The sequence below is a fragment of the Jeotgalicoccus huakuii genome (genome assembly GCF_036665975.1).
In the GTDB taxonomy this organism is placed as follows: Bacteria; Bacillota; Bacilli; order Staphylococcales; family Salinicoccaceae; genus Jeotgalicoccus; species Jeotgalicoccus marinus.
On sequence record NZ_JAVIYN010000007.1, the window covers coordinates 37,209 to 61,978 of the forward strand.

The 24,770-nt window shown below is 36.8% G+C and carries 25 protein-coding genes and 2 riboswitches; of the genes, 13 read left to right on the forward strand and 12 right to left on the reverse strand.

The window, feature by feature from the left end; all coding sequences use genetic code 11:
* The first annotated feature begins 29 nt into the window (after positions 1 to 29).
* Positions 30 to 926 carry an EamA family transporter gene (locus V6E76_RS05075; RefSeq protein ID WP_247350409.1) on the forward strand — a complete coding sequence of 299 codons (897 nt, stop codon included), beginning with the start codon at positions 30 to 32 and terminating at the stop codon, positions 924 to 926.
* A gap of 47 nt (positions 927 to 973) precedes the next feature.
* Here the strand turns inward: V6E76_RS05075 and isaB are convergent, their stop codons facing one another.
* Positions 974 to 1,543: an immunodominant staphylococcal antigen IsaB family protein gene (gene isaB, locus V6E76_RS05080; RefSeq protein WP_026865938.1), complete on the reverse strand. Its 570-nt coding sequence runs from the start codon at positions 1,541 to 1,543 to the stop codon at positions 974 to 976.
* 237 nt (positions 1,544 to 1,780) lie between these two features.
* On the opposite strand from isaB, the gene V6E76_RS05085 reads away from it, so the two are divergent.
* Complete coding sequence (locus V6E76_RS05085; protein WP_247350413.1) at positions 1,781 to 2,329, forward strand: helix-turn-helix domain-containing protein; 549 nt, start codon at positions 1,781 to 1,783, stop codon at positions 2,327 to 2,329.
* 20 nt (positions 2,330 to 2,349) lie between these two features.
* Positions 2,350 to 3,309 carry a hypothetical protein gene (locus tag V6E76_RS05090; RefSeq protein WP_247350415.1) on the forward strand — a complete coding sequence of 320 codons (960 nt, stop codon included), beginning with the start codon at positions 2,350 to 2,352 and terminating at the stop codon, positions 3,307 to 3,309.
* A gap of 53 nt (positions 3,310 to 3,362) precedes the next feature.
* Here the strand turns inward: V6E76_RS05090 and V6E76_RS05095 are convergent, their stop codons facing one another.
* The 7 genes from V6E76_RS05095 to V6E76_RS05125 form a co-directional block, all read right to left on the reverse strand.
* Positions 3,363 to 4,445: an MGDG synthase family glycosyltransferase gene (locus tag V6E76_RS05095; protein ID WP_247350420.1), complete on the reverse strand. Its 1,083-nt coding sequence runs from the start codon at positions 4,443 to 4,445 to the stop codon at positions 3,363 to 3,365.
* A 146-nt stretch (positions 4,446 to 4,591) separates the two neighbouring features.
* Positions 4,592 to 5,383, reverse strand: coding sequence for an energy-coupling factor transporter transmembrane component T family protein (locus tag V6E76_RS05100; RefSeq protein WP_198687170.1), 792 nt, complete (start codon positions 5,381 to 5,383; stop codon positions 4,592 to 4,594).
* Positions 5,373 to 6,824, reverse strand: a complete 1,452-nt coding sequence (locus tag V6E76_RS05105) for an ABC transporter ATP-binding protein (protein ID WP_235678844.1) — start codon at positions 6,822 to 6,824, stop codon at positions 5,373 to 5,375. Before V6E76_RS05105 ends, V6E76_RS05100 begins: the two co-directional genes overlap by 11 nt.
* Complete coding sequence (locus V6E76_RS05110; protein WP_026865933.1) at positions 6,784 to 7,365, reverse strand: ECF transporter S component; 582 nt, start codon at positions 7,363 to 7,365, stop codon at positions 6,784 to 6,786. The genes V6E76_RS05105 and V6E76_RS05110 overlap by 41 nt, the downstream gene beginning before the upstream one ends.
* 60 nt (positions 7,366 to 7,425) lie before the next feature.
* Positions 7,426 to 7,516, reverse strand: a riboswitch (TPP riboswitch).
* Positions 7,517 to 7,568: 52 nt separating this feature from the next.
* Positions 7,569 to 7,982, reverse strand: a complete 414-nt coding sequence (locus V6E76_RS05115) for a 6-pyruvoyl trahydropterin synthase family protein (RefSeq protein ID WP_026865932.1) — start codon at positions 7,980 to 7,982, stop codon at positions 7,569 to 7,571.
* Between the two features lie 12 nt (positions 7,983 to 7,994).
* Complete coding sequence (locus V6E76_RS05120) at positions 7,995 to 9,491, reverse strand: pyruvate kinase (protein ID WP_026865931.1); 1,497 nt, start codon at positions 9,489 to 9,491, stop codon at positions 7,995 to 7,997.
* A 60-nt stretch (positions 9,492 to 9,551) separates the two neighbouring features.
* Positions 9,552 to 9,815 (reverse strand): 4a-hydroxytetrahydrobiopterin dehydratase, encoded by a 264-nt coding sequence (locus V6E76_RS05125; protein ID WP_035855308.1) that lies wholly within the window; start codon positions 9,813 to 9,815, stop codon positions 9,552 to 9,554.
* 127 nt (positions 9,816 to 9,942) lie between these two features.
* On the opposite strand from V6E76_RS05125, the gene V6E76_RS05130 reads away from it, so the two are divergent.
* Positions 9,943 to 10,371: a pyridoxamine 5'-phosphate oxidase family protein gene (locus V6E76_RS05130; RefSeq protein WP_198687167.1), complete on the forward strand. Its 429-nt coding sequence runs from the start codon at positions 9,943 to 9,945 to the stop codon at positions 10,369 to 10,371.
* Between the two features lie 73 nt (positions 10,372 to 10,444).
* The gene (glnA, locus tag V6E76_RS05135; RefSeq protein ID WP_156889120.1) at positions 10,445 to 11,779 is read left to right on the forward strand and encodes a type I glutamate--ammonia ligase; all 1,335 of its coding nucleotides are present in this window, start codon (positions 10,445 to 10,447) and stop codon (positions 11,777 to 11,779) included.
* Positions 11,780 to 11,825: 46 nt separating this feature from the next.
* Here the strand turns inward: glnA and V6E76_RS05140 are convergent, their stop codons facing one another.
* Positions 11,826 to 12,554 carry an SDR family NAD(P)-dependent oxidoreductase gene (locus tag V6E76_RS05140; RefSeq protein ID WP_198687166.1) on the reverse strand — a complete coding sequence of 243 codons (729 nt, stop codon included), beginning with the start codon at positions 12,552 to 12,554 and terminating at the stop codon, positions 11,826 to 11,828.
* Positions 12,555 to 12,588: 34 nt separating this feature from the next.
* Entirely contained in the window at positions 12,589 to 14,019 is a 1,431-nt protein-coding gene (locus V6E76_RS05145; protein ID WP_247350422.1) for a phosphate--AMP phosphotransferase, read from the reverse strand.
* Between the two features lie 146 nt (positions 14,020 to 14,165).
* A riboswitch (FMN riboswitch) is annotated at positions 14,166 to 14,295 on the forward strand.
* A 145-nt stretch (positions 14,296 to 14,440) separates the two neighbouring features.
* On the opposite strand from V6E76_RS05145, the gene ribD reads away from it, so the two are divergent.
* Genes ribD through ribH form a run of 4 tightly spaced genes read left to right on the forward strand, consistent with a single transcriptional unit; the run spans position 14,441 to position 17,712 of the window.
* The gene (gene ribD, locus V6E76_RS05150) at positions 14,441 to 15,472 is read left to right on the forward strand and encodes a bifunctional diaminohydroxyphosphoribosylaminopyrimidine deaminase/5-amino-6-(5-phosphoribosylamino)uracil reductase RibD (RefSeq protein ID WP_166626467.1); all 1,032 of its coding nucleotides are present in this window, start codon (positions 14,441 to 14,443) and stop codon (positions 15,470 to 15,472) included.
* Positions 15,457 to 16,071, forward strand: a complete 615-nt coding sequence (locus tag V6E76_RS05155) for a riboflavin synthase (protein ID WP_166626329.1) — start codon at positions 15,457 to 15,459, stop codon at positions 16,069 to 16,071. Before ribD ends, V6E76_RS05155 begins: the two co-directional genes overlap by 16 nt.
* Positions 16,064 to 17,233 carry a bifunctional 3,4-dihydroxy-2-butanone-4-phosphate synthase/GTP cyclohydrolase II gene (locus V6E76_RS05160; RefSeq protein ID WP_026865923.1) on the forward strand — a complete coding sequence of 390 codons (1,170 nt, stop codon included), beginning with the start codon at positions 16,064 to 16,066 and terminating at the stop codon, positions 17,231 to 17,233. Before V6E76_RS05155 ends, V6E76_RS05160 begins: the two co-directional genes overlap by 8 nt.
* Before the next feature lie 11 nt (positions 17,234 to 17,244).
* Positions 17,245 to 17,712, forward strand: a complete 468-nt coding sequence (gene ribH / locus V6E76_RS05165; RefSeq protein ID WP_026865922.1) for a 6,7-dimethyl-8-ribityllumazine synthase — start codon at positions 17,245 to 17,247, stop codon at positions 17,710 to 17,712.
* Between the two features lie 58 nt (positions 17,713 to 17,770).
* Here the strand turns inward: ribH and V6E76_RS05170 are convergent, their stop codons facing one another.
* Positions 17,771 to 18,109 carry a DUF6176 family protein gene (locus tag V6E76_RS05170; RefSeq protein ID WP_026865921.1) on the reverse strand — a complete coding sequence of 113 codons (339 nt, stop codon included), beginning with the start codon at positions 18,107 to 18,109 and terminating at the stop codon, positions 17,771 to 17,773.
* A 144-nt stretch (positions 18,110 to 18,253) separates the two neighbouring features.
* Between V6E76_RS05170 and V6E76_RS05175 the strand changes: the two genes are divergently transcribed.
* The 4 genes from V6E76_RS05175 (at position 18,254) to V6E76_RS05190 (ending at position 22,102) form a co-directional block, all read left to right on the forward strand.
* Positions 18,254 to 19,705 (forward strand): SulP family inorganic anion transporter, encoded by a 1,452-nt coding sequence (locus V6E76_RS05175; RefSeq protein ID WP_166626327.1) that lies wholly within the window; start codon positions 18,254 to 18,256, stop codon positions 19,703 to 19,705.
* A gap of 15 nt (positions 19,706 to 19,720) precedes the next feature.
* On the forward strand, positions 19,721 to 20,110 hold the full coding sequence (locus tag V6E76_RS05180; RefSeq protein ID WP_026865919.1) for a universal stress protein: 390 nt from the start codon (positions 19,721 to 19,723) through the stop codon (positions 20,108 to 20,110).
* A 138-nt stretch (positions 20,111 to 20,248) separates the two neighbouring features.
* Positions 20,249 to 21,769 (forward strand): acetaldehyde dehydrogenase ExaC, encoded by a 1,521-nt coding sequence (gene exaC, locus V6E76_RS05185; RefSeq protein ID WP_026865918.1) that lies wholly within the window; start codon positions 20,249 to 20,251, stop codon positions 21,767 to 21,769.
* Positions 21,770 to 22,102, forward strand: coding sequence for a DUF779 domain-containing protein (locus V6E76_RS05190; protein WP_247350425.1), 333 nt, complete (start codon positions 21,770 to 21,772; stop codon positions 22,100 to 22,102).
* Between the two features lie 79 nt (positions 22,103 to 22,181).
* On the opposite strand, the gene V6E76_RS05195 is transcribed toward V6E76_RS05190, so the two are convergent.
* Positions 22,182 to 24,746 carry a choice-of-anchor I family protein gene (locus V6E76_RS05195; RefSeq protein WP_240921805.1) on the reverse strand — a complete coding sequence of 855 codons (2,565 nt, stop codon included), beginning with the start codon at positions 24,744 to 24,746 and terminating at the stop codon, positions 22,182 to 22,184.
* Positions 24,747 to 24,770: the final 24 nt, after the last annotated feature.

Genomic DNA, 24,770 nt, shown 5'->3' on the forward strand with positions numbered 1-24,770 from the left:
CGTAATAGAAATTTTATGAGGTGATTAATATGATTAAAATTTTGAGCCCACTGCTCATATTATTCGCAGCGATTCTTTGGGGTACGGCTGGGACTGCACAGGCCTTAGCACCTAGTGAGGTACATCCCATTTCGATCGGTGCAGTCAGACTATTTATAGGTGGAGGATTCTTGTTAATGTTAGTCTTAGCCACTCGAAGACTAAGACTTAATGAAATTCCATATAAAATAGTCATTGGTGCAGCTTTATGTATGGCACTATTTCAGCCATTCTTTTTTTCAGCTGTATCTTTAACAGGTGTTGCGATTGGGACAGTCGTAGCCATAGGTAGTTCTCCGGTTCTCGCAGGTTTAATTGAGATGATAATTTTAAGAAAGAAGCCAAGCAAAACATGGTGGATTTCCACCCTACTATCAGTCGTTGGAGTGATTCTTCTATTCTCGAATCAAGGTACGACCCAAGTAGATCCTAGAGGGATTTTACTCGCACTTGGTGCAGGATTGAGCTTTGCAAGCTATACAATAATAAATAAGAAAGTCGTTTCTAGTATTCCAGCCCTACCTGCTGTGGCAGTAGTATTTACGATTAGTGGATTGATGTTATCGCCATTTTTATTTATCTTCCATGCGACTTGGGTTTTCACATCTGATGGATTAATCACTGGTTTGTACTTAGGCGTCATTGTAACAGGTATCGCTTATTTCATGTTTGCTAGAGGGTTAGCTAATGTTGATTCATCAACTGCTGTAACCTTATCCCTAGCAGAACCTCTGACTGCAACAATGTTAGGTGTGTTTATGTTGGGTGAAGCGATGTCACCTTTATCTTGGTTTGGTCTTATCCTTGTTCTTCTAGGTATTGGAGTATTAATATCATCCACTGTAAAGAAATCTAAGCGTTTTGAAGCGGAATATTCAAATGTATAAACGAATGACACAAAAAAGGATCTCACTCGTGAGATCCTTTTTGAATATTAATATGAGCTGCTGTAGCCAATTACAGTTTGGACGACATAATCATCTTCTACGTTAAAGGCAATCACACTCTTTTCATCTTCGTCTTCTTGATCACCAAGTTTAAATACATAGGTGTCGTATGGTTTATTTTTATGTTCAATAAGTTCGTAGTCATCACCGTATGAATCGATGATATCATCGATTTCTAATTGCTCATCTTGTATAGGGAAAACAACCTTAGTTACACTATCCCCACGTACAGTAAACTTCTGATCATTTTCTTCTACAAACTCAGATTGTTCATCTTTAACTTTCTCATAATCTGCTTTAGAAGCTTCAATTTCATGACCATTAAAAGCAAGTGTACCATCTTCCTCTAATGTCTTAGTAAAGGCATCATTTAAAAGGAATTGCCCATCACCAAAGCCAGTATCACCTTGGTATTTATAATTGGTATTACTGTTTTCTTTTTCAGCGGCTTGTATTGTGTTATTGGTGTTAATCTCATTATCGATTTGTAAGCCTGTGACAACTGTAGCTGCAATTCCAGCAGAAGCAAGAACTTTAACTAGTTTATGAATGTTCATGTCTTCATCTCCTAAAAATAGATTCCGAACTTTGAGTCTGACATATTTATTCTATAACTGCAAATGACAAGGGGTAAAATTAAAAATAATGCTATGCATTATATTATAACATATAGCGTTATAATTGCGATGTATTTAGTATGTAAAAGTATTTAGACACTGTATTTTGAAAATGTAAAAGACGATTGGTGTTAATATTGTTATAAGATAATTACTTTGAAATTAGGAGAAAACTAAATGGAACTTAATAAGCAGATTAAGAAATTTAGAGATCGAGATGGTTACTCTCAAGAAGACTTAGCTGAAAAACTTTTTGTTTCACGTCAAACAATCTCGAACTGGGAGAATAATCGAAGTTACCCAGATGTGCATAATTTAATGATGCTTAGTATCTTGTTTGATGTTTCAGTTGATGAATTAATTAAAGGAGATATTCAGTATTTACGAGATAAAACTGAGCAAAAGAAATGGACAATTTGGTCTAATATCATGTTAATTTCGGCAATCGTTTCTGCCTTCTTATTTGTTCCTGCAATGCTTTTGGACAATCGTGTGTTATTAATCACGTCTATTGTATTGTATATACTTGCGATTGGTGCTTCTATACCCATTGAGATTCTAAAACGTAAAGAAGGTATATATACCTACCGTCAGTTAATTGATTTTTACGATGGTAAGGACATTAAAAAGAAGAAACGTTTCAGTGATATTGTCCTCACCTACCTTACCTTTCCTATTCTACTTATTATTGTGATATTGATTAGCTTTCTCATGTTTTCCTCCTAATTCTAAAAAAGGAATGATTCATGATGAATTTCTTTTCAAGTAATCTAATTGTAATTTTAATCATTTATCTTGTGCTACCATTGGCTGACCTCTTTTTTGACTTAAATGGCATATTGATCGCTTTACTTATTACTGTTTGGATGGCTACTGTTATTTTTCATGAACTTGGCCATTGTTTTATTGCTAAATGTAGACGTATGAGAATTGCATTTATTTCTGGTTTACCCGGAATGTATATGAATGGCAGATACTTTTTTAAGGTTCCGATGTACTTTAGTTTTGGTGCAATGCTTGCCTATAAACCGTTAAGAAAAGGTCATATTACAAAGCATGATATAATCTGGCTCAATTCAGGGGGGTTCATATTCAATTTAATTTCAGTGTTAGTCCTGTTATTAATCGATCAACTCTTTAGTTTAGATAGCTATATTTTAAATTTTGCTATATGGATGAACATAATTATTGGTGTCGTTACTGGTCTAAATCCATTTGCAGCAGATGGTAAAAGCATTTGGAACTTATTACGTGGAAAAAATGATGAACTGAAATTCTACGACTCTATGAACTATATTTATGATTCTGAAGTTAGTAGTACACGTATTTTAGAAGAGCTTGATAGAGATCGAGATATTATTTCTACTTATGCGAGTAACATTGCGTGGGTTGAACGTCATGTGGATAGTAATGAAATTACACAAGTGTATCAAACTGAACTTCACGATTCTGAGACGCTGAATTATAAGCTTATCAAAGCGTTTCAATTGTTATATAAAGCAGCCGATGGACATCAAATTGATGATAAAGAAATTGAGATATTTAATGAAGTGAATACGAGTTTATATGTTGTATTTGGACAAGTCTATCAGTACTTTAAAACTGGTGATGAAACAATATTAGATAATCTCTTAAGGAAAAGGATATGGTTACCGAGTCAAAGAGAAAACAAGCTTCTAATCAATGCAATTCAAAGAATAATATAGACAAAAGAGAGCTGTATGTTCTGATATTGAACGTACGGCACTCTCATTTATATTTAAACAAGATTTTCTATGATGGATTCAGCTGAACTAGCAGTTCTTACTCTACGCATCTCCGTTTTAATCGAATGGATGAAATTTTTATCAGCTAGTAAATGCTCTGTATATTCTTTTAGTTCTTTTCGATTGTTTGCAACAAGGGCTAATTTCTTTTCTTGGAAATACAGAGCATTTTCCATCTCTTGGCCAGGAGTCGGTTTATATAGGATTACAGGTGTCTCAGTCGCTAGGGCTTCTGTTAGGGTAATGCCTCCAGGTTTTGTAATCATGATATCTGCACATGACATCCAATGATTCATATTTGTTGTATAGCCAATGATGAGTATATTCTTATAGTTGTGAAATTCTAATTTAAGTTGTTCTCTTAAAATATCGTTTTTACCACAGATAATGATGACTTGATTATCATTTTTAGTAGCTATTTTCTTCACGTACTTCTTAAACCCTTTTAGAAGGCCGAGCGAACCTGTACACACGAGAATAGTGTTTTTGTCTGTTGATAAGTTGAATTTGTTTAGCCAAGCATTCCTGTCAGTTTTAATCTTGAATTCTTTACTGATAGGAATACCCGTGACTTTGATCATCTCAGGTAAAACACCTTTTTTAATTAAGTCGCCCTTCATTTTTTCTGTAGCAACATAATAGACATCAGTATTATTAATTACCCAATTTTTGTGCACACAGTAATCTGTAATCACTGTATGAATTGGTATATCTAGGCCGAATTCTTCTTTAATGAGACTTAAAACAGGTGTTGGGAAAGTATTTAAAATGAGGTCTGGATTATGCTTATCAATTATATTTTTTAAATAAGCTAAACCATATTTTTTGTAGAAACAAGTGTTTAGTTTTTCCTGACGGGCATAATAGAAAAACTTGTAGGTCGGTTTGAAGTGAGCAAAGCACTTTAAATACCAGTCTTTAATAAGTCGGGTTAATAAAGGGTGAGCCTCTAAATAAAGATCGTGTGTTACAACGTCGATATCATAGTCATTGAGCGCCTTGTTTAAAGTATTGCTTACCATTAGATGACCGTTACCAAAAGAGCCAGTGATCACAAGTACTTTAAGTTTAGACATTATTATATTCCCCCACATAATGTAATGAACTAGAGTGCAGTAAGAATCATATTTTTCACTTAAATACTATCATGAGATAAAAGAATTATTGAAAAATAAATAAACTCTTAACAATAGTAAAAATCCCTTTTAAAATTCAAAGGGATTTATCTTGCATCACTAGTATTAAAGATAGGGTAGTTTATGCCTAAATACGATGAGATTAATAGAGCGATTAAAATAGTAATGACAAAGAATATATCATTAAAGGAAAAAGTTGTTTGTCGGTAGTAGGTTCTCTGATTATCACTGAACCCTTTGGACTCCATAGCAATACCTAGGCGATATGCTCGACGTATACTTTGGCTCATCAAGGTAACGATTGTCATTCTTAGTCCTTTAAAACCAGAAATCCGTTTCTTATCTATTAAAGGTGCACGAACTTTTCTAGCACGTCTTAACTGTACATATTCTGAGAAAATTAATGGAATCATATTGATAGCTGCCATAAAAGAATAGGCATATTTTGACTTTATTTTGAAATGAATCATCAAAGCATAAAATACATCCGTAATCTTTAAAGTGAAGATTACTAATGCGCCAAATAACGATAAAATAACGCCTCTCATGGTGATATGAATACCACGGATAAAACTCTCTTCTGTAACATGGATGATACCTAATTTAAATAAGGTTGTATCGCCCTGTCCGTATAGAATCATATAGGTGCTGGATAATAAACCGGACACTAAAATAACGCCTAATAGAATACATAAATAACGCCATTGGATACCACTTAAGGTAAACAATAGTATCGCCATTATACATACAAAATAAAGCAAGGTATTCGGGTTATGAGTAAAGACGACAATCACAAAAAGTGCAGCAGCTGCGATAATTTTGGTAACTGGGTTAACGTTATGAACGAAAGTATCGTTATTCTTAATGCTATCGAACATTGTGTGTGTCCTTTTCTAGGATCATGCCATCCAGAATTTCTAAACGACGGGATGGATAACGCGTTTGAATATTCACGTCATGGGTAATCATAATTATTGTTGTACCAGCTTTAACCAATTCATCAAAAAGTTCCAGCATAAAGAACGTGTTTTTTTGATCCAGTCCAAAAGTCGGCTCATCTAATAACAACAAATCAGGTATGCCACCTAATGCTGTTGCCACACTTAAGCGTCTCTTTTGCCCTGTGGATAATTCTAGTGGATTTAGATGGGCAGAATGTTCTAGCGAAAACATTTTTAAAATATCTTCTGTCTTCTGTTTTGCTAGATTCTCATCATATCGGTGTTCCATATTGATATATATTTCGTCATAAACTCTATGAGTTATAAATTGCAGTTCTGGATTTTGAAAAACTGGGTAGACATCTCCGATGATATCCTTTGTTTTCTTTACAAGCTTATTCTTATAGATAATTTGTCCTTGATGGGGAATCAACTTCATCAATGCACTAAGAAAACTTGATTTACCCGCACCATTTGGACCTTCTAATGTAAGCCATTGCCGAGACCTTATGTGTAAATGATCAATGTAAAGTATATCAATGCCGCGTCTGTCTATTTTCATATCTCTAATTTCTAATAAAGGCGCTCCGTCTTTATTACTTTGTACAAATTGTGGTGCTTGGTTCCACGACATTGGATGCCAGACGCCGTATTCATTAAGTAAGTCAACGTGGTGACTTAGTACAAATTTTGGATCTTTATCGAGAATAATTTCTCCATCATCATTCATTAGGATGACACGGTCGACCTTATCCCAAATATATTCAACTCGGTGTTCTACAATCACAACAGTTAGGTCGGACCAAATAGATAAAATCGTTTCCCAAAGATTTTTTGCAGAATCATCATCTAACATGCTTGTTGGTTCATCTAAAAATAAAGTGTCCGGTTCTTGTATGAGTGCTGCAGCAACAGATAGCTTTTGTTTCATCCCACCAGATAGTTGATTAATTGATAAGTCTAAAGGTACGTCTAGTCCAATTCTTTTTAAAGCGTTAGTCATCATGTTGTTCATCAGACTAGGAGCAATCCTCTGGTTTTCTAGGATAAATGCAAGTTCTTCTTCAACGGTTGGCATGGTGAACTGGGCATCAGGGTCTTGGAATACGTAGCTTGAAGCATTTGGTATATCTAAATAATCTGCTTTTACAGGTGTATGAATGACTTTAGGAATCAATCCGCCCATCACATTTAGTAAGGTGCTTTTACCGGAGCCAGAAGGACCGACAAGTAACACCTTTTCCCCTTTCTTAACACTTATATTGATGTTTGAAAATAATAGCTGCTCTGTCTCAGGGAATTTGAGTTTAAGGTTTTCGATATTTATATCAGTCATATTAAAAACCATCAGACGAATCGCTTTGTTTTTTACCAACATATTTTAAGACACCGGTCCCTTTTACACCTTCATAGAGTTTATGACCTAACCATCCGGCGACGATTGCGCCACTGATAATTCTGAAGATAAGCATCAGCATTAGGTTCCAAGTTTCTAAATGACCAAGGTAGCCATAATACCAATCAAGCGGAATTGTTGATAAGGCTGCTGCTACACCTGCGAGTACAGCTACATATAACTTAGTACTGTTATATCTATAGAGTAAGAAAATGATCTCACATGCCAGTCCTTGGAGTAGTCCATACATGATTAAGACGATATCGAACTGTAACAGAACGATCGTTTCTCCAGAAGCTGCTGCAAATTCTGCAAGTAAAGCGACACCCGGTTTTCTAATAATTAAATAAGCTACAATTGCAGCAATGAACCACATACCATAGACCAATTCATTGATGTGTAAACCAAGGGGCTGCAAGACGGTATATACACCATCCCAGAGAGAATAAAGTACTGCAAAAACTAAGGCGATGACAACTGTGATCAATACGTCTGTCAAAGTTAAAACATTGCTGTTTTTCATAGAATAAACCTCCGTGATTTTTACAAATAAAAAAACACACCACTAACGGAATGGTGTGCATATAAAAATATGCCACTTCCCTACGCTAGTATGATCTAGATCAGGTGATAAGGGTGATTCTCAGCCTTTACAGGCACCCCTAGTGGTGGTGATTTCAATATTTGATTATCTCAATCATAGTACACTTACACATTTTTGTGAAGTTAATTTGTAACAGTCACGCCGTGATTCGTACTTTCGTATAGGGTGACTTTAATTAAATCATCTTGCGGCTTTAAAATTTTGTTAAATTCATCTCTGATCCATAGTGCGATATTTTCCGCAGTAGTATTCATATTTACTAGCGTCTCATTTAATATCTGCCCATCTAAAAGCGGCCGGATTTTATTGTGGTATAAGGCGTCAATAGCCATAAAGTCAGTCGCTAAACCGGACTCATCAATTGGTGAGTTCACATCAACCGTCAATCTATAGGTGTGGTTGAGTAAATCTTTATACTGTGTTTTGGAAAAAAAGATTCGATTATCACAAGTGAATGTGTAATGGAGATGAATGGTGACCTGTTCTTTCTTATAGGCAAAATTGCTTGGTGCTTGTATATGACTCAGTGTTGACATAGTTTTCATCCTTTACTCATTAAAGAGTGCCTTAGATATGTTTAGGGCTCTTAACATTGCTGTTTTTTTATAGTTATGGTCTTCGCTCTTAATCAGTATATCATTCACTGTTTTAACACCTTCTACAATGTAATCTCCCTTGTTTAGCATAATACACTCTGCTCTTGCACCTGCGACAACATCAGATATTTCTGAACGTGTTGGGATACCGTTCTTAATCAGAGATTCTAATACTTGAGTTGCCCAAATCATTGGAATGTGTGCAGCCTCACATATCCATAATAGTTCTTCTTGAATTTCACTCAAGCGTTCATAGCCGATTTCTACAGCGAGGTCTCCACGAGCGAGCATGACACCAAAAGGTCTGTGTGAAGCGGCTTCGGCTATGATATTAGGGAATTCTTTTATGGCTTCTACAGTTTCGATTTTAGCAATAATAGGCATGTCTTTATTGTCATCAGGGAGCTTATCCTGTAATACCGATTCGATAAAAGCCATATCCTCTTTTGATTTAACGAAGGAAAAAGCGATCAAATCGGCATGTTGGCTAGCAAAATCTAAGTCTACTAAATCTTTTTCTGTTAAGACGTTTAAATCGATATCTACATCTGGGAAATTAATGCCTTTCTCTGTCTTAATTTTAACGCCATTTTCTTTAGTTACTTTAGTCACTTTTAAAATTAGGCCTGAGTCAAGAACCTCTGTTACCTTAGCCTCAACTTGACCGTCGTCAATCTTAATCAGTTGCCCAACATCAATATTTTTAAGGACTTCGGGTACTGAAGTGTTAACTGCAATTTCAATGTTAGCTGGTAAAGTCATCGCATCTTCATTAGATAAGAGGAATGATTCACCGGTTTTCAATTTAGGGTTTCTCTTGGAAGTAAGTAGATTTTTAATGCGAACTTTAGGACCGCTAATATCCATCAGAATACGACATTCTGTGTTCCCTTCTTTAGCCGCCTGTTTTATGTTGTGAATCATTTTCTTCCAAACACTACTGTCATCGTGGGCACAATTAATACGGGCTGTATTCATGCCTGAATCTATAAGGTCTTTTACAAGTTGATAGTCTGTTGCTGCGTCACTTGGCATAGTCACCATGATTTGTGATTGCCTGATTTCAGGGCCTTTGCCAAGCAAAAGGTCAGTATTATGTTTAAGCATGCTATATCGATTTTCGCCATCTTGATATTCTGGATAAGAAACATCATCTTGTTCATGGCCTGTTATATAACCTAAGGTTTTAATTACTGAATCTAAGTTTGACAAAACATGGGGCTCGATGCGTCCAAGAGAAGAAACGCCCCAAGGGATTAAATTATTTTGGATTTCTCGATGATCGTACTGCCTGAACGCCATATAATATGCTAAATTTCGAAGACTGTCACTATAGCTACTTCTTGTGTTAGATTCGGACCACTGGTCTAGCAATTTTTGGCCATCATCTAGCACTTGTACTTTCAACGATTTTACATCTTCAAGTATCCTTTTTGCTTCCTCGTTCATGATCAACCTCCTTAAAGGTGAAAAAGCTGCCCGGCCATTCATTAACCGGACAGCCGATCTTTATATATATATTTCATCTGTTGCTTTGGCACCTTCTATATCACGTTCCTTGAGTTCGTGTGTTGAGAATGTAGTCCAAACAACTGTAATCGTCGAATAATTAATTCTGATACCTGGGTGGTGTTGTACATCTTCTGCATACTCTGCAAGCTTATTGACGAAGTCTATGCCTTCAGGGAATGTTTCGAACTTAAATTTTTTAATTAACTTCTCATCTTCAAGAGTCCAACCTTCCAACTGCTCTGCTTCTTCTTTTATATTCATGTTAATACCTCCCGTTTATAATTTATCTATTTATTATTTACCCATATTTAAATATAAAAATCCAAAATGATTTAATATGTTTACCATGTGGTAAAAGATATCTAACTACATAAAGTGGGTGATATAAATGGATATAGAAAAGATAACGACACGTATTAAAGAAATTTTAGAAGAATCAAAAGTAGGCGTATTATCAACTGCTAAGGACAATATTCCAGACTCTCGTTACATGTGGTTTTATAACGATGGTTTAACCCTTTATGCTAAAACAAATGATCAGTCAAGAAAATACGAGGAGCTGATTGATAATCCTAACGTCCATGTATTGTTAGGGTTTAATGATGAGAAAAAACACGCGTTTGTAGAAATAACAGGATCAGTGGAAATAGTAAAGGACCAAGAAGTAATAGAAAATATTTGGGAAGAAGCGGATGAAGAATTTTTTGGATCTGTAAATAATCCTAATCTGGTTGCCCTTAAAGTGAAACCTAATCATATAAAGATTATGAGAGATAAGAATTTTGATGAAGTAGAAATTGATATCGAAGATATATAGTTTAGATTTATTCTTACAGGGCATACAAACTATGAGAAGGATTTTTAAAATCTAATTAGGAGTGATTATGTTAATGAGTAAAATATCTGCTTCAGATATTTTAGAAAGTGCAAAAAAAGAACAGGTAGACTATGTGAAACTTCAGTTCACTGACATACTAGGCGCCCTGAAAAATGTGGAAATTCCTGTTGAACAATTAGAAGAAGCTCTTGAAGGTCAAACAATGTTTGATGGTTCTTCAGTAGAAGGTTTTGTTCGAGTTGAAGAGTCAGACATGTTTTTAAAACCCGATTTTGACACGTGGGCAGTATTCCCTTGGTTGGAAGAAGAGTTCAAGGTGGCAAGGCTCATTTGTGATGTACATGATTTTAATAATCAACCTTTTGAAGGTGATCCGAGAAGTAACTTAAAACGTATTGTAAGTGAGATGAAGGATATGGGTTATGACCAGTTTAACCTAGGTGCTGAGCCAGAATTTTACCTGTTTAAGCTTGATGAGAATGGTGAGCCGACGAATGCAGTAAACGACACCAGTGGTTATTTTGATGTGTCTATTTCAGATACAAGTGAAGCGTGCCGTAGAAAGATTGCTAGAACATTAAAAGAAATTGGTTTTGAGGTCGAAATGTTCCACCATGAAGTAGGTCCTAGTCAGCACGAAATCAGTTTCAAATATAGCGATGCTGTAACGGCAAGTGATAACATTCAAACGTTTAAATATATTGCAAAAACCGTTGCTCATCAGTATGGTCTACATGTAACCTTTATGCCAAAACCCCTTTATAATGAACCGGGTAGTGGCATGCATTATAATGTATCGCTGTTTAAAGATGATAATAATATATTCTTTGATAAAAATGATGAATTTGGCTTAAGTGAAGAGATGCGTTACTTCATGGCCGGTCTATTAGATCATGCTAGGGGTTATACTGCAATTTGTAATCCTTTAGTAAATTCCTATAAACGATTAACTTCAGGTTTTGAAGCACCAAGATACATTGCTTGGAGTGGCAGAAACCGTACACCGCTCTTAAGAATACCGGGTACTAGAGGTGCGGGAACGAGAGCAGAAGTAAGATCGCTTGATCCGTCTGCGAACCCTTATCTAGCGACGGCAGTCATCCTAAAAGCCGGTTTAAGTGGTATCCAAAAAGAGAAAGATTTAACAACGCCTGTTGATGAAAATATATATAATATGTCACACAAAGAAAGAAAATCAGAAGACATAGAAGATTTACCAACAACTTTATATACAGCAATTAAGGCGTTAAGGGCAGATGAAGTCATTCAAGAAGCTCTTGGTCAACATATATTTGATCATTTTGTAGAGAATAAATTATACGAATGGCAAAGATATAGTGCGCAAGTAACGTCATGGGAAATGACAGAATACTTGACTCAGTACTAAAATAACACCGTTATAATGACTATCGTTATAACGGTGTTTTATCGATTTATAAATAATCTTTTACATTGTAACTCTCTTGATTTCCGAAATCGTCAGAAGTTACAACCTTGATGAGTGCAGCTGCAACATCTTCAGCTTTTGCTAGCGCATTATTTGACTTATATTCTTTAAAACGATCTAGGTTTGGAAATTCATTGATGTCTGAAGAACGAATAGTTTCTTGCATTCCAGTATCAATCACACCTGGGTAGAATATGGCACTCTTGATGTTATTTTCTTGATGTATGTTCTCCTTATTTAAAACTTCATGAACCATATTAATAGCTGCTTTTGAACTACAGTAAGCACCCCAACCCTCAATGCCGTTTACCGCAGCCCCACTTGTTACAGTTAGAATACGTTTGGTACCTTTGAAATCTTTAAAACGATTGATGAATCCCTTGATAAGTAGTGTTGGTGCAACAACATTTGTTTTATAGTTATCTAGCATTTCAGAACCATTTAAATTGCCTAGTGATTGTACAGGGTCTACAGTACCTGCTACATTGAGTAAATACACTTCATCGCCATTACTAGGTTCAATAGCTGAGAAAATATCTGATATTGAATTTTCTAAGGTGTCGATGTCATTAAAGTCAGTGAGAAAACTCTGGTGTATAACTGTATTATTTTCTATAGGACTACGTGTAATGCTAATGATTTTGTCGTCCTTTAGTAAGTTTGCAACTGCCTGACCAAGTCCCCTATTTGTTCCTGTTAAAAACACATATCTCATGATTTAAACTCCCTTATGTTTGATAATTCTTATACTACACTTCTTTTAGGCGTGATTCACACATTTTTATAATTGTTTCAAGGGCAGTAATGCGTGCATAGCGCTTGTTATTTGCAGAAATAATGCACCATGGTGCAATTATAGTCGATGTGTAATTAATCATATCTTCTGATGCTTCTAAATATAAGTCCCATTTATCCCTATTTCGCCAGTCCTCTTCAGTAATTTTCCAAGCCTTTTCAGGTGTGTTCTCACGGTCTCTAAATCGTTCTAGCTGTTCTTCTTTATCTAGAGATAGAAAGAACTTTATTATGATTGCACCGGCGTTGGATAAGGATTTCTCAAAATCATTTATTTCTTGATAAGCCTGTTGCCACTCTCTCATAGTTGCAAAACCTTCTACACGTTCAACTAAAACACGTCCATACCAACTTCGATCAAAGAAGCCGATATGACCAGTTCTCGGAATTCGGTTAGCGAAACGCCATAGATAATGATGAGAAAGCTCAATATCTGACGGTGCACCTATGGCGTTATTTGTATATCCTGTCGGGTCAAGTAATGCTCTTGTATGTTTGATATTACCGCCCTTCCCAGCTGCATCTATACCTTCGTAGACTAAAATTAAAGGTATTTTATGTTCATATAACTGAAACTGAATTTCTCGCATTTTTTCTTGGAGTAAGGGTAATCGTTTCTGATAATCTTTTTTCTTCATTTTTTCTTTGTCAAAATCAAATGTGAACAGCTTCGTTTCAAAATCCCTTGTGAATTTACCGTCGACAACTGGTTCTTCTGCTGTAGAAGCGCGTTCAATTCTTGACTCAAGACGGTCGATGAGAATTTTATACATATCATTGACAGCTTGGTCACTGTTGTGGAAATTCACAACTTCCCAAGGACAAAGTGTTTGTCTGTTGATGAAATACGACATTTCCTCATCATAATCATGGTGCTTAAGTAAACCTTGGAATTCTTCAGCTTTCCATTTTAAAACAGGGTTTCCCTTTAATTTTTTAATATGACGTTCACGCGCTTCTTTGTCTGTATTAATAAAAAGTTTAATGATTTCGTAGTCATTATTAATCAGCGTTTCTTCGAAATTTTCCATATCCTCTTCTAGTTCTGCCATATTAAAAGGTGTATGTGTGGCTTTGTAGTAATCTTTTAGCTCTATATATTGAGAATACCAACTTCTGAAGTGGATATTGATATCGCCTTCCGGCGGTAAATGATACCAATAACGTTGTAAAAATGGATAGCGTACATAAGCCTCTCTTGGTGGCCTAGCTGCAATGAAGTTCGTATACTTTGCATCAAGGGCCATATATAATGCATTAGCGAGTCTTGATTTACCTGAAGCGGGGGCCCCTTCAATTAAAATCATGACAGGTATTTCTAATTCGTGTGCAGCTCTCGTAACTTCACCTAGTTTATTTTCTAACTTTTCGTTAATGTCGTCCATCAACCCATCCCCTTAAGGTAAATATTTTGTCTATTATTTCCCTTGTTATACATAAAGAAAACAAAGTATAAAGTATTGAGAAATCAAAAGATTGCCTTTTCCCGACTTGTATACTATAGTTTAGTCAGAGTTTTTCAACTGAATAAATATTCTTTCGGGGCAGGGTGAAATTCCCAACCGGCGGTGAGAGCCCGCGACCTGTACGTTATTTTACGTATGGCTGATTCAGTGCAAGTCTGAAGCCGACAGTTAGAGTCTGGATGGGAGAGAGAATAATGCAGCAGCGTAAAATCTTTATAATTTTTGCGTTTATTTAACATTGCAATTTGTGCAATGTTATTCAGCATACATTATTTTAGCGCCGGTGGATGATTTCATTCCCGGTGCTATTTATATTCAGGAGGTAAACTTGAATCACTATATGGATATAGCTATATCAATGGCTAAACTAGCAATTGGACAGACAGGTATGAATCCGCCTGTTGGTGCGGTCATCGTAAAAAATGGTCGCATTATTGGTACTGGTTCCCATTTAAAAAGTGGTGAAATGCATGCAGAACTTGCAGCGTTACAGGCTTGTATTGAGGATCCAGAAGGTGCGGATATCTATGTTACTTTAGAACCATGTTCGCATCACGGTAAGACGCCGCCTTGCACTGATGCCATAATAGAATCAGGTATCAAACGTGTTTATTATGCCTATAAGGATAATAATGATAAGGTGTCAGGCATTCAAAAATTATCAGCACACGGAATTGAAGTGATTTATTCAAGGCATGAAGCGGCAAGTGAACTTTATCGTCCTTTTAATATAAGGCTTATGAACAAAAGACCCTATATTACTCTCAAGTGTGCACAGACACTGGATGGTAAGATAGCACGTCAAAACGGTGACAGTCATTGGGTGAGTAACTCGGAATCAAGAAGGGATGTCCATCAAATTAGACAGCTTCATGATGGCATTTTAATCGGTGCAGGTACTTTGATAGCTGATGATCCCTTATTGACAGTTCGTCTTTTTGATAATGATAAACAACCGATACCAATCGTTCTACTGGGTTCAAAAGTTTTAAATCAATCGTTGAATTTATTGAAGCACCCAGTTCAACCTATTGTATTTACGACTAATGAAGAAAATTTGAAGTTTAAGGATACTTTTAAAGTATATGTAGGCAACTACACTTTGACAGAAATATTAACAATATTAATTGAAGAGAATGTCTCTTCCGTGCTTGTTGAGGGTGGTACAACTGTTCACACTCAATTTATAAATGAAAACTTATTCGATGACCTCATCATTTACATTGCCCCGAAAATATTTGGTTATTCTAAATATCAATTACATAGTGGTGTCTTGGATACCCACGATGGACTGATATTGCAAAACGTTGAAAAACTCGAGTCAGACATAAAGCTTACCTACAGGAGGACTCGACAATGTTTACAGGATTAATCGAACACACTGCTCCGGTTTTAGAGATCAATCGACAATCGGAACTTACTTCTTTAAAGATACAAAATACTCATTTCAAAAATTTAATACAAGGTGAATCTATTGCTGTTAACGGTGTATGTTTAACAGTTACTAATTTTACAAATGATACTTTTGAAGTAGACATCGTCAATGAAACCATGAACGTTACAAACTTCAATCAGCTGCAACCAAACCAAAGTGTAAATCTAGAGCGAGCATTAAGACTTGACCAACGTTTAGGTGGTCATCTCGTTGGTGGTCATGTGGAGGGCACTGGTCAAATCATCACGTCTTCAATAGACGGAGATGCCCTTGTTCTTGAAATAACAGTGCCGGATATGCTTATGAAGTACATGGTACATAAAGGCTCTGTAACGATAGACGGCATTAGCCTGACAATATTTGAAGTCGATTATGAACGTTGTAGAATTACTTTGAATATCATTCCAGAGACTCAGAGACAGACGAATTTAAGTAACAGAATTGTCGATGACAACGTCAATATTGAATCGGATATGATTGTCAGACATGTCGCTCACTTAATGTCGTTTAAACAGGCAGGTGGGACCCATGTTTGATGCTATTGAAGCTGCACTTGCAGCACTAAAAAATGGCGAGCTTATTATCGTGACTGACGATGAAAATAGAGAAAATGAAGGAGACCTTATTGGTATTACGGAATTTATCGATGAAGAAGCAATCAATTTCATGGCAACACACGGTCGCGGTCTTATATGTGCACCAGTTTCAAAAGAAATTGCAAGACGAGCTGGTCTTAATCATATGGTCGAATATAATAGCGATGAGTTTCAAACAGCTTTTACGGTTTCAGTTGACCATGTGAACTCGACAACAGGAATCAGTGCTTTTGAAAGGTATGAAACAATTCAAGCTTTGATAAGTAATCATCTTTCAACAAGCGATTTTAATCGACCAGGACATGTATTCCCACTGATTGCTAAAGACGGAGGTGTCAGAGAAAGACAAGGGCATACTGAAGCGGCAGTTGACTTAGCAAAACTCACTGGTGCAAAACCAGCGGGGGTAATCTGTGAAATTATGAATGATGACGGCACTATGGCAAGATTAGATGACCTTATCCCCTATAAGAAAAGGCACAATTTAAAGATGATAAATATTAAAGATTTAAAAGCATATATAGAAAAAAATATGACAGTATCACATGAAAGTACAGTATCTCTACCAACAAGCTATGGTGATTTTAAGTTACATGCTTTTACAGACCAAGACGGTTTAGAACATCTCGCTTTGGTTCATGGTGATATAAAAAAACGTATGAATGTGAGAATTCATTCTGAATGTCTAACGGGTGATGTGTTTAAGAGTGAGCGTTGTGATTGCGGAGAGCAACTAGACCTTGCCATGAAAGTCATGGCTAAGGAAGACGGCGTTATATTGTATATGCGTCAAGAAGGCCGTGGCATTGGGTTAATTAATAAGCTGAAAGCATATGAATATATTGAAGCGGGTTATGATACCGTCACTGCGAATGAACATTTGGGATTCGACGCTGATTTGAGACGTTATGATGCAGCTGGGAGTATTCTGAAGTATCTAGGTATAAATGAAGTAGATTTATATAGCAATAATCCGATGAAGGTCACTGGTCTAAGTAATGAGGGCATTATTGTGCATCAAACTTCACTTATTATTCCGCCCAACAGCCACAATGAATCATACTTGAGAACTAAAAAAGAAAAACTAGGACATTTATTATAGGAGGAAGTATTATGAATGAATTACAGGGAAATATGGATGGAAAAGGCTTAAAAATTGCGATAGTAACTGCAGAATTTAATGGTTTCATCACAGAGCAATTATTAAAGGGTGCCCATTCAACATTGTTAAAATACGGGGTGATTGATGATGACATTGACTCTGTACATGTACCAGGTGCATTTGAATTGCCATTGATCGCCAAAACATTAGCAGAATCAGGTCGTTACGATGGTGTTATAACGTTAGGATGTGTCATAAGAGGTGCCACAACACATTATGATTATGTATGTAACGAAACAGCAAAAGGGATTAGTAATGCTAGTCTATCTACAGGTATTCCCGTTATTTTTGGCGTTATAACGACGGAGAATGTTGAACAAGCTATAGATCGTGCGGGTGTTAAAGTAGGGAATAAAGGTTCAGAAGCAGCGGCCGCAGTCATAGATATGGCAAGAAAATTAAACTTGATTAATGCATAAATTAGGTAAAGAAAACCGGCTGACAAATATAAATTGTCAGCCGGTTTAATGATATCGGTCAGCGAATTAGTTGTCTGATATGATCAGGTAACATAATTACTTCTGCTTGCATATCAGCTGGTCGGAATGTCTTATCGATACAAGCATCCATATATTCTAGGTGTTTCTCATCGATATCTGCATCACTGATTTTCTCACCATCATCAGCTTGAATGCTGTACCAGTATAAGTATTCAACATCCATGAAGACCTCTCGGAAGATTGTTTCTACGTACATCTTTTCTCCTTCTAAGTTCATCAAAACATCATCCATGTTCTCTTGCATGTATTTAATCCACTCATCAACTATTTCGCTTTTTCCTTCTTTAACTTTAAACTTAGTGAGTTCAGCTCTCATGATAGCTCCTCCTCGTATATTTACACTATATATAATTATTTTATATTAAATTTTATCATGTTGCGAATAAATAAGTGTGATCTTAACATTTTATAAACAAACATCTGCTATAATAATATGCATTAATCTTTGAGGAGTTAGAAAATGTTGGAAAAATTTAAAAGAGAATGGTTGACTGCTCCAGGCACAAACATCCTAGCTGGTATAGTGGTTGCCCTAGCATTAATACCAGAAGCGATCGCATTCTCAATCATCGCAGGCGTAGATCCAATGGTTGGTTTATATGCATCATTTCTTATTGCCGTCATTATATCCCTTGTGGGTGGTCGCCCGGCAATGATTTCAGCTGCAACTGGTGCAGTTGCCTTAATTGTCGTACCGCTAGTACGGGATTATGGTGTAGAGTATTTATTTGCAGCAACGATTCTAATGGGTATCATTCAAATCTTACTAGGTATATTTAAGGTAGGAAAACTACTTAAGTTCATACCAAATTCGGTTATGATTGGTTTTGTAAATGCCTTAGCGATCATGATTTTTATGGCACAACTACAGCATATATTTGGTATATCACTTGATACATATATTTATTTCATTATTACTTTAATTATTTTATATGTTGTACCAAAATTCTTAAGGACTATACCCGCTCCATTGATTGCGATAGTGACCTTAACAGCGGCCTACATGATATTTGGAGCTGAGGTTAGAACTGTAGGTGACCTTGGTGCAATTGAAAAGTCATTGCCGAGCTTTTTAATTCCTGATGTACCATTTACATTGGAAACTTTAAAAATAATTTTCCCATATTCACTATCTATGGCAATAGTTGGTTTGGTGGAAAGTTTATTAACCGCACGTATCGTTGATAATGCAACTGATACTTACTCTAGTAAAAATAGAGAGTCTAGGGGTCAGGGTATAGCGAACCTCGTAACAGGTTTTTTTGGAGGAATGGGAGGCTGTGCAATGATAGGACAATCTGTTATTAATGTGAGATCAGGAGCGACGACGAGACTCTCTACTTTTACAGCTGGTTTTGTGCTCATGCTGATGATTATTGTACTGGGCGATTTGGTTGTCCGAATCCCTATGCCGATCCTGGCAGGGATTATGGTCGTTGTTACTATTAGTACCTTTGATTGGAAAACCTTCAAGTATATAAGAACTGCACCAAGGACGGATGTCTTTGTAATGTTATTATCTGTTGCTATAATCTTGTTAACAGATAATCTGGCGATTGGTGTTGTGGCAGGCGTATTCTTTAGTGCCATATTCTTTGCGACTAAGATTTCTAAAGTATCAGTCGAAATGGATGAATCAGAACATCATTTTACATTTCGTGTTGTGGGGCAAGTATTCTTTGCTTCAATTGACACAATGATTGAACAGATAGAATTTAGACCCTATGATAAGCATATCTACTTAGATTTTTCACAGGCACATTTGTGGGATGATTCTGCGGTGGATGCCATTGATACTATAGTTAGAAAGTTTGAAGATAAAGGGAACATGGTATTTGTCTCAAAACTTAACGCTGATAGTAGAAAAATTATGAAGGAATTAAGCGAATTAAACGAACAACATCTTACTTAAACTAGGAGGGGTACGGTGTATCAATCAGTTTTATTGGCAGCGGATGGTTCAGAAAATAGTTTTCGTGCAGCAGTAGAGTTGATGCATTTTATCGGTGAAAAAACAAAGGTAACAGTGCTGAATGTTACCGAAATTGAACATTCGAAGGATGAAGTATTACATGGGCTGAAGCCAGCGAATCTGGATTCCATCACAACGCTATTCGACGAAAGTAACGTTGATTATAACGTTGTTATAGAACGTGGTATACCTGAAGAAACTGTCATTAAATACGCTAATAGCAGAGATTACGATATTATAACGCTAGGCAGTAGAGGATTAAATAGTCTACAAGAGATAATGATGGGAAGCTTAAGTCGAAAAGTCGTTAAAAAATCAGAAATTCCAGTTTTAATTGTTAAATGAGGATGGGTGAGCGAGACTTATGAGAAAGAATATAAGTTAAGCTCACCCATTTTAAATTTGACGAGGTGAAAGCCTTTACATTCAATTGTCTGATTAGTTAGAATACAGATAGAAAGTATAAATGAAGGGGGTAATAAAGTGGTATTTGAATTTCCAAACAAAGCTGACGCTAAGTACAAAATCAAAAGCCAATACGAAAACTTTATCGGTGGAGAATGGACGCCACCATCAGACAATGAGTACTTTGATAATGAATCACCTGTTTTAGGTGAGGTCGTATCTAAAGTACCTCGGTCTAAGCAGGAAGATGTTGATAAGGCTGTTGCAGCAGCAACAGAAGCTCAAAAATCATGGGCATTAACATCACCAACTGAACGTAGTAATATACTCTTGAAGATTGCAGATCGTGTTGAAGAAAACTTAGAAGAACTTGCTGTTTTAGAGACTTTTGAAAATGGTAAGGCAGTACGTGAAACTTTAAATGCAGACTTACCTTTAGTCGTAGATCACTTTAGATATTTTGCAGGTGTAATTCGTGCGCAGGAAGGTGGTATTTCACAAATAGATAATGATACTGTTGCTTACCACTACCACGAGCCTTTAGGTGTTGTTGGACAGATTATTCCTTGGAACTTCCCACTGTTGATGGCAACGTGGAAAATTGCTCCAGCCTTAGCTGCAGGGAACTCAATTGTTCTAAAACCAGCTGAACAAACACCAACGACAATTCTACATTTTGTTGAATTAGTCCAAGACATTCTACCAAAAGGTGTCTTAAACATTGTGAACGGCTTTGGTTCTGAAGCAGGTCAAGCGCTAGCAACACATAATGGTATTAATAAGATTGCTTTCACTGGTGAAACGACAACGGGTCGTATCATCATGCAAAATGCCAGTCAGAACTTAATTCCGGTTACTTTAGAGCTTGGTGGTAAGTCACCGAATATCTTTGCAAAAGATGTGATGGATGCAGATGATGAATATCTTGATAAAGCTATTGAAGGTTTAGTGATGTTCGCCTTAAACCAAGGTGAAGTTTGTACGTGTCCATCAAGAGCACTCGTGCATGAAGATATCTTTGATGCGTTTATGGAACGTGTCGTTAAAAGAGTAGAAGAGATTAAAGTTGGTAATCCCTTAGATCCAAATACAATGATGGGTGCTCAAACTTCTAATGAACAAAAAGAAAAAATTGCTTCATATCTGGATATCGGCCGTAAAGAAGGTGCAGAGATATTAACAGGTGGTAATCTTCAAGAATTTGATGGAGATATTGCAAATGGTTATTACTTTGAACCGACAATCTTTAAAGGCAACAATAAGATGAGAATCTTCCAAGAAGAAATTTTTGGACCGGTATTAGCAGTAGCAACTTATAAAGATGACGATGAAGCAATTGAAATTGCCAATGATACACTGTACGGCCTAGGTGCAGGTGTCTGGACACGTAGTCAAAATAGAGCGTATAGACTTGGAAGAGCGATACAAGCTGGTCGAGTATGGGTGAATACGTATCATGACTATCCAGCCCATGCAGCCTTCGGTGGATATAAGATGAGTGGTATTGGCCGAGAAAACCATAAGATGATGCTAGAACATTATCAACAAACTAAGAACTTGCTAGTGAGTTATAGTGAGTCTCCGAAAGGATTCTTCTAAGTGGCAGTATTAGAACAAGTACTGGCGACAGATGAAGCCAAAACACTCATCAATGAGTTGAAAGAAGAACACGGCGAGTTAATCTTCCACCAATCTGGTGGTTGCTGTGATGGCTCTAGTCCAATGTGTTTAAAAAAAGGCATGATGATTATTGGTGATGTAGACGTACACCTAGGAGATATTGAAGGTGTGCCGTTCTATATGAACGAGAAACAATATGAATATTGGAAATATACTCAGATTACAGTAGATGTTGTAAAAGGTATAGGTGGTATGTTTAGTGTCGAAGGGCCAAGAGGCGTCAGTTTTCACATTAGAAGTGAACCATTATAGTAGCGTAGCATTCTTATACAAAGAAACACAATAAAGGCATGCTCTCTAGAGAGCATGCCTTTATTATTGTAATCATGTCTTACTGTTCTTTTCTATTTCTTCTAAAGAAGGTAAAGAAACCACCTAAGCCTAATAGAATTGCAGCAAGTACACCTGTTTCTGGTGCAGTGATTCCAGTGTTTGGTAGGGTTTCTTGGCTGTCTTTCTTACTGCTTTGTTCTGTGCCTTGGCTAACTGCCGCAGTAGTAAGGTTTGGATCTGCAGTCATTCTAGCATTCGTTGATGTTTTTGTAACAGCCGTATTTTCACGTGAAACATCATTGCTAGCTGTCACTTCATCTGAATCTGATGCACTAACATCCTTTATAATATCTTCCTTGTCTAAATCTGGTTTTTTATCATTTGAATCTTCTCCATCAACCATGACATCTTCTGTACCGTTATCTTCTACATCTGTAGAACCATTTTCTACGTCGTTATTTAATAATGACGTGAGTTCAAAGAGTGAAATGGTACCTGATAATTCATGACCTACAGCTAGCATTGGTACACCTTCAGGGCTATCTTCTGCGGCTATAAAGTCCATTCCTTCAGGAGAGATGTCTGTAAGTGATGCATCATATACGTAGTCGACGAAATAGGTTGCATCCGGATTGCTCACGTTATATATGAAGAATCCACCAGTACGCTCCGATCCAATAAAGGCATATTGCTCTTCGCCGACTGTACCCACTACTACAGACTCTGTTTCAGGGCCCTTGTTATCACTACGGCCATCCATCGCTAGTTCATCTGGTGCTTCAATATCAACATTGAACCAGTCGGGAATGTAGTTAAGAGTTGTTTTCTCAAATTCATCACCGCTGTCATAGATCATCGCCATATCTGAAGCTCTCATAATAGAGAATGAACGTGCACCAAATGAGACAATTGCATTATGGATATCCCCTGTTTTGAATGGATGATCTAACGTTACTGTTAAACGACCGAGCTGATCGTCATCAAAGAGACCATTTGCTACCATGTCATCTAGTTCTTCTTGTGTAAAGCCGTTATAATACTGTGCATCCAATTGAATCAAGTCTTTAATATCAGAGACTCTAACTTCTTCACTATAACCATCATAGTCTTGAGAGTCACCTTCGTTAGCTGTAACTATATACGTTTCACCGTTAACCTCATATAAAGCAATACCATCAGGTTGATACATACCTAAAACTGGTACAGGTGTAATGTCAGCTCCGCCGTCCTCATCTGAAACATCCATACCCATGCCAGGTATAGAGTGATCTTTATAGCCCATAGATTGGATTCTTTCAAAAGATTTATTTGCGATATTGAACTTACCAATGGCACTTACTTCTTGGAAAGCGACATAAGCATATTCACTGTTATTATCAACAACGATATATTCAGGTTCGGCATTTAAATGATATTCATCAGGGTTTGGACCTAGTGGACGGAAATCTTCTGGAATATCTTCTTTTGTTACATTTACAGTCGTTACATCATCTTGTGTTAAGTGTTGTGGTGATTTTCTTGTATCAATGACTGAGATACCACCTGGTGGATTGATTGTATACTCATCATTTAATTCACCTTCATTCGCAACTAATAATGAGTCACCATCCGGAGTATATGTCAGCATATCTGGAAGTGCGCCAACAGTTAAACGATTTAAATATTTTCCTAGATAATCAAAGAACACAACTTGTCCATTATCTGTTTTTACTTCAGCCGGGGCAGCGACAGCAATATATTCACCGCTAGGGTTAACGGCAACACTTGTTAGGTCGCCCGCTTCAACTCCATAGTCTTCTAAGAATATTTGATTTATAAGCTTTAATTCTTCGGTAGAGCCATCAATGATATCTAATGACGTCTCATAACCGTTTACAGAGTAGATATAGTTATTTTTAGGATTATGCTGTACAATTTCCGTTCCCGCTCCATCAAAAGGTGCCCCAGTTTCGTATCGGCTCTTATGTGTAACTTCAAGTTCTTCATTTGCTGTTTCAGGGTATTCCTCTACCTCTTCAGCTGTATCTTCTTCAACAGGTGTTTCTTCCTCAACTACCTCCTCTTCGACAAGTGTTTTTTCGGTCTCTTCCTCAATAACGTTAGTGTCTTCCACTACAGGTGTGACTTCAGTTTGTGTTTCCTCTTCTAAGACATCTTCTGTAGCATCGTCTTCAACAGGCGCTTCTTCAATGCTTTCTTCAACTGGGGTCTCTTCTAAAAAATCCTCAGAAGGCACTTCTTCCGCTTGTTCTTCAACAGCTGCTTCATTCACTTCATCTGCTGGCGTTGGATCATTGATTTCTTCTTCAATGGGCATAGGCGCTTCAGTAGCTTGTTCAACAGGTTCTGTAGGCGTTACTTCCTCTTCAACAACAGGCAGCTCATTAGTTATTTTTTCGCCTTCTACTCCTTCACTCGTTTCTGCAACTACTTCAGCTGGATTTTCAGAATTGATTTCTTCCTCGATCGTTGCTGTTTCCTCAGCTGTTTCCACTTCATCTGCTGAAGCGGTTTGCCCGAGTCCGGTGAAAAGGAATGTGCCTAAAACTGCAACACCTACACCTGTAGTGAATTTTCTAATACCATATGTATGTTTCTGATTTGTGAAATCTGAATGTTTCATAAAGCCCTCCAAGTATGTTATAAG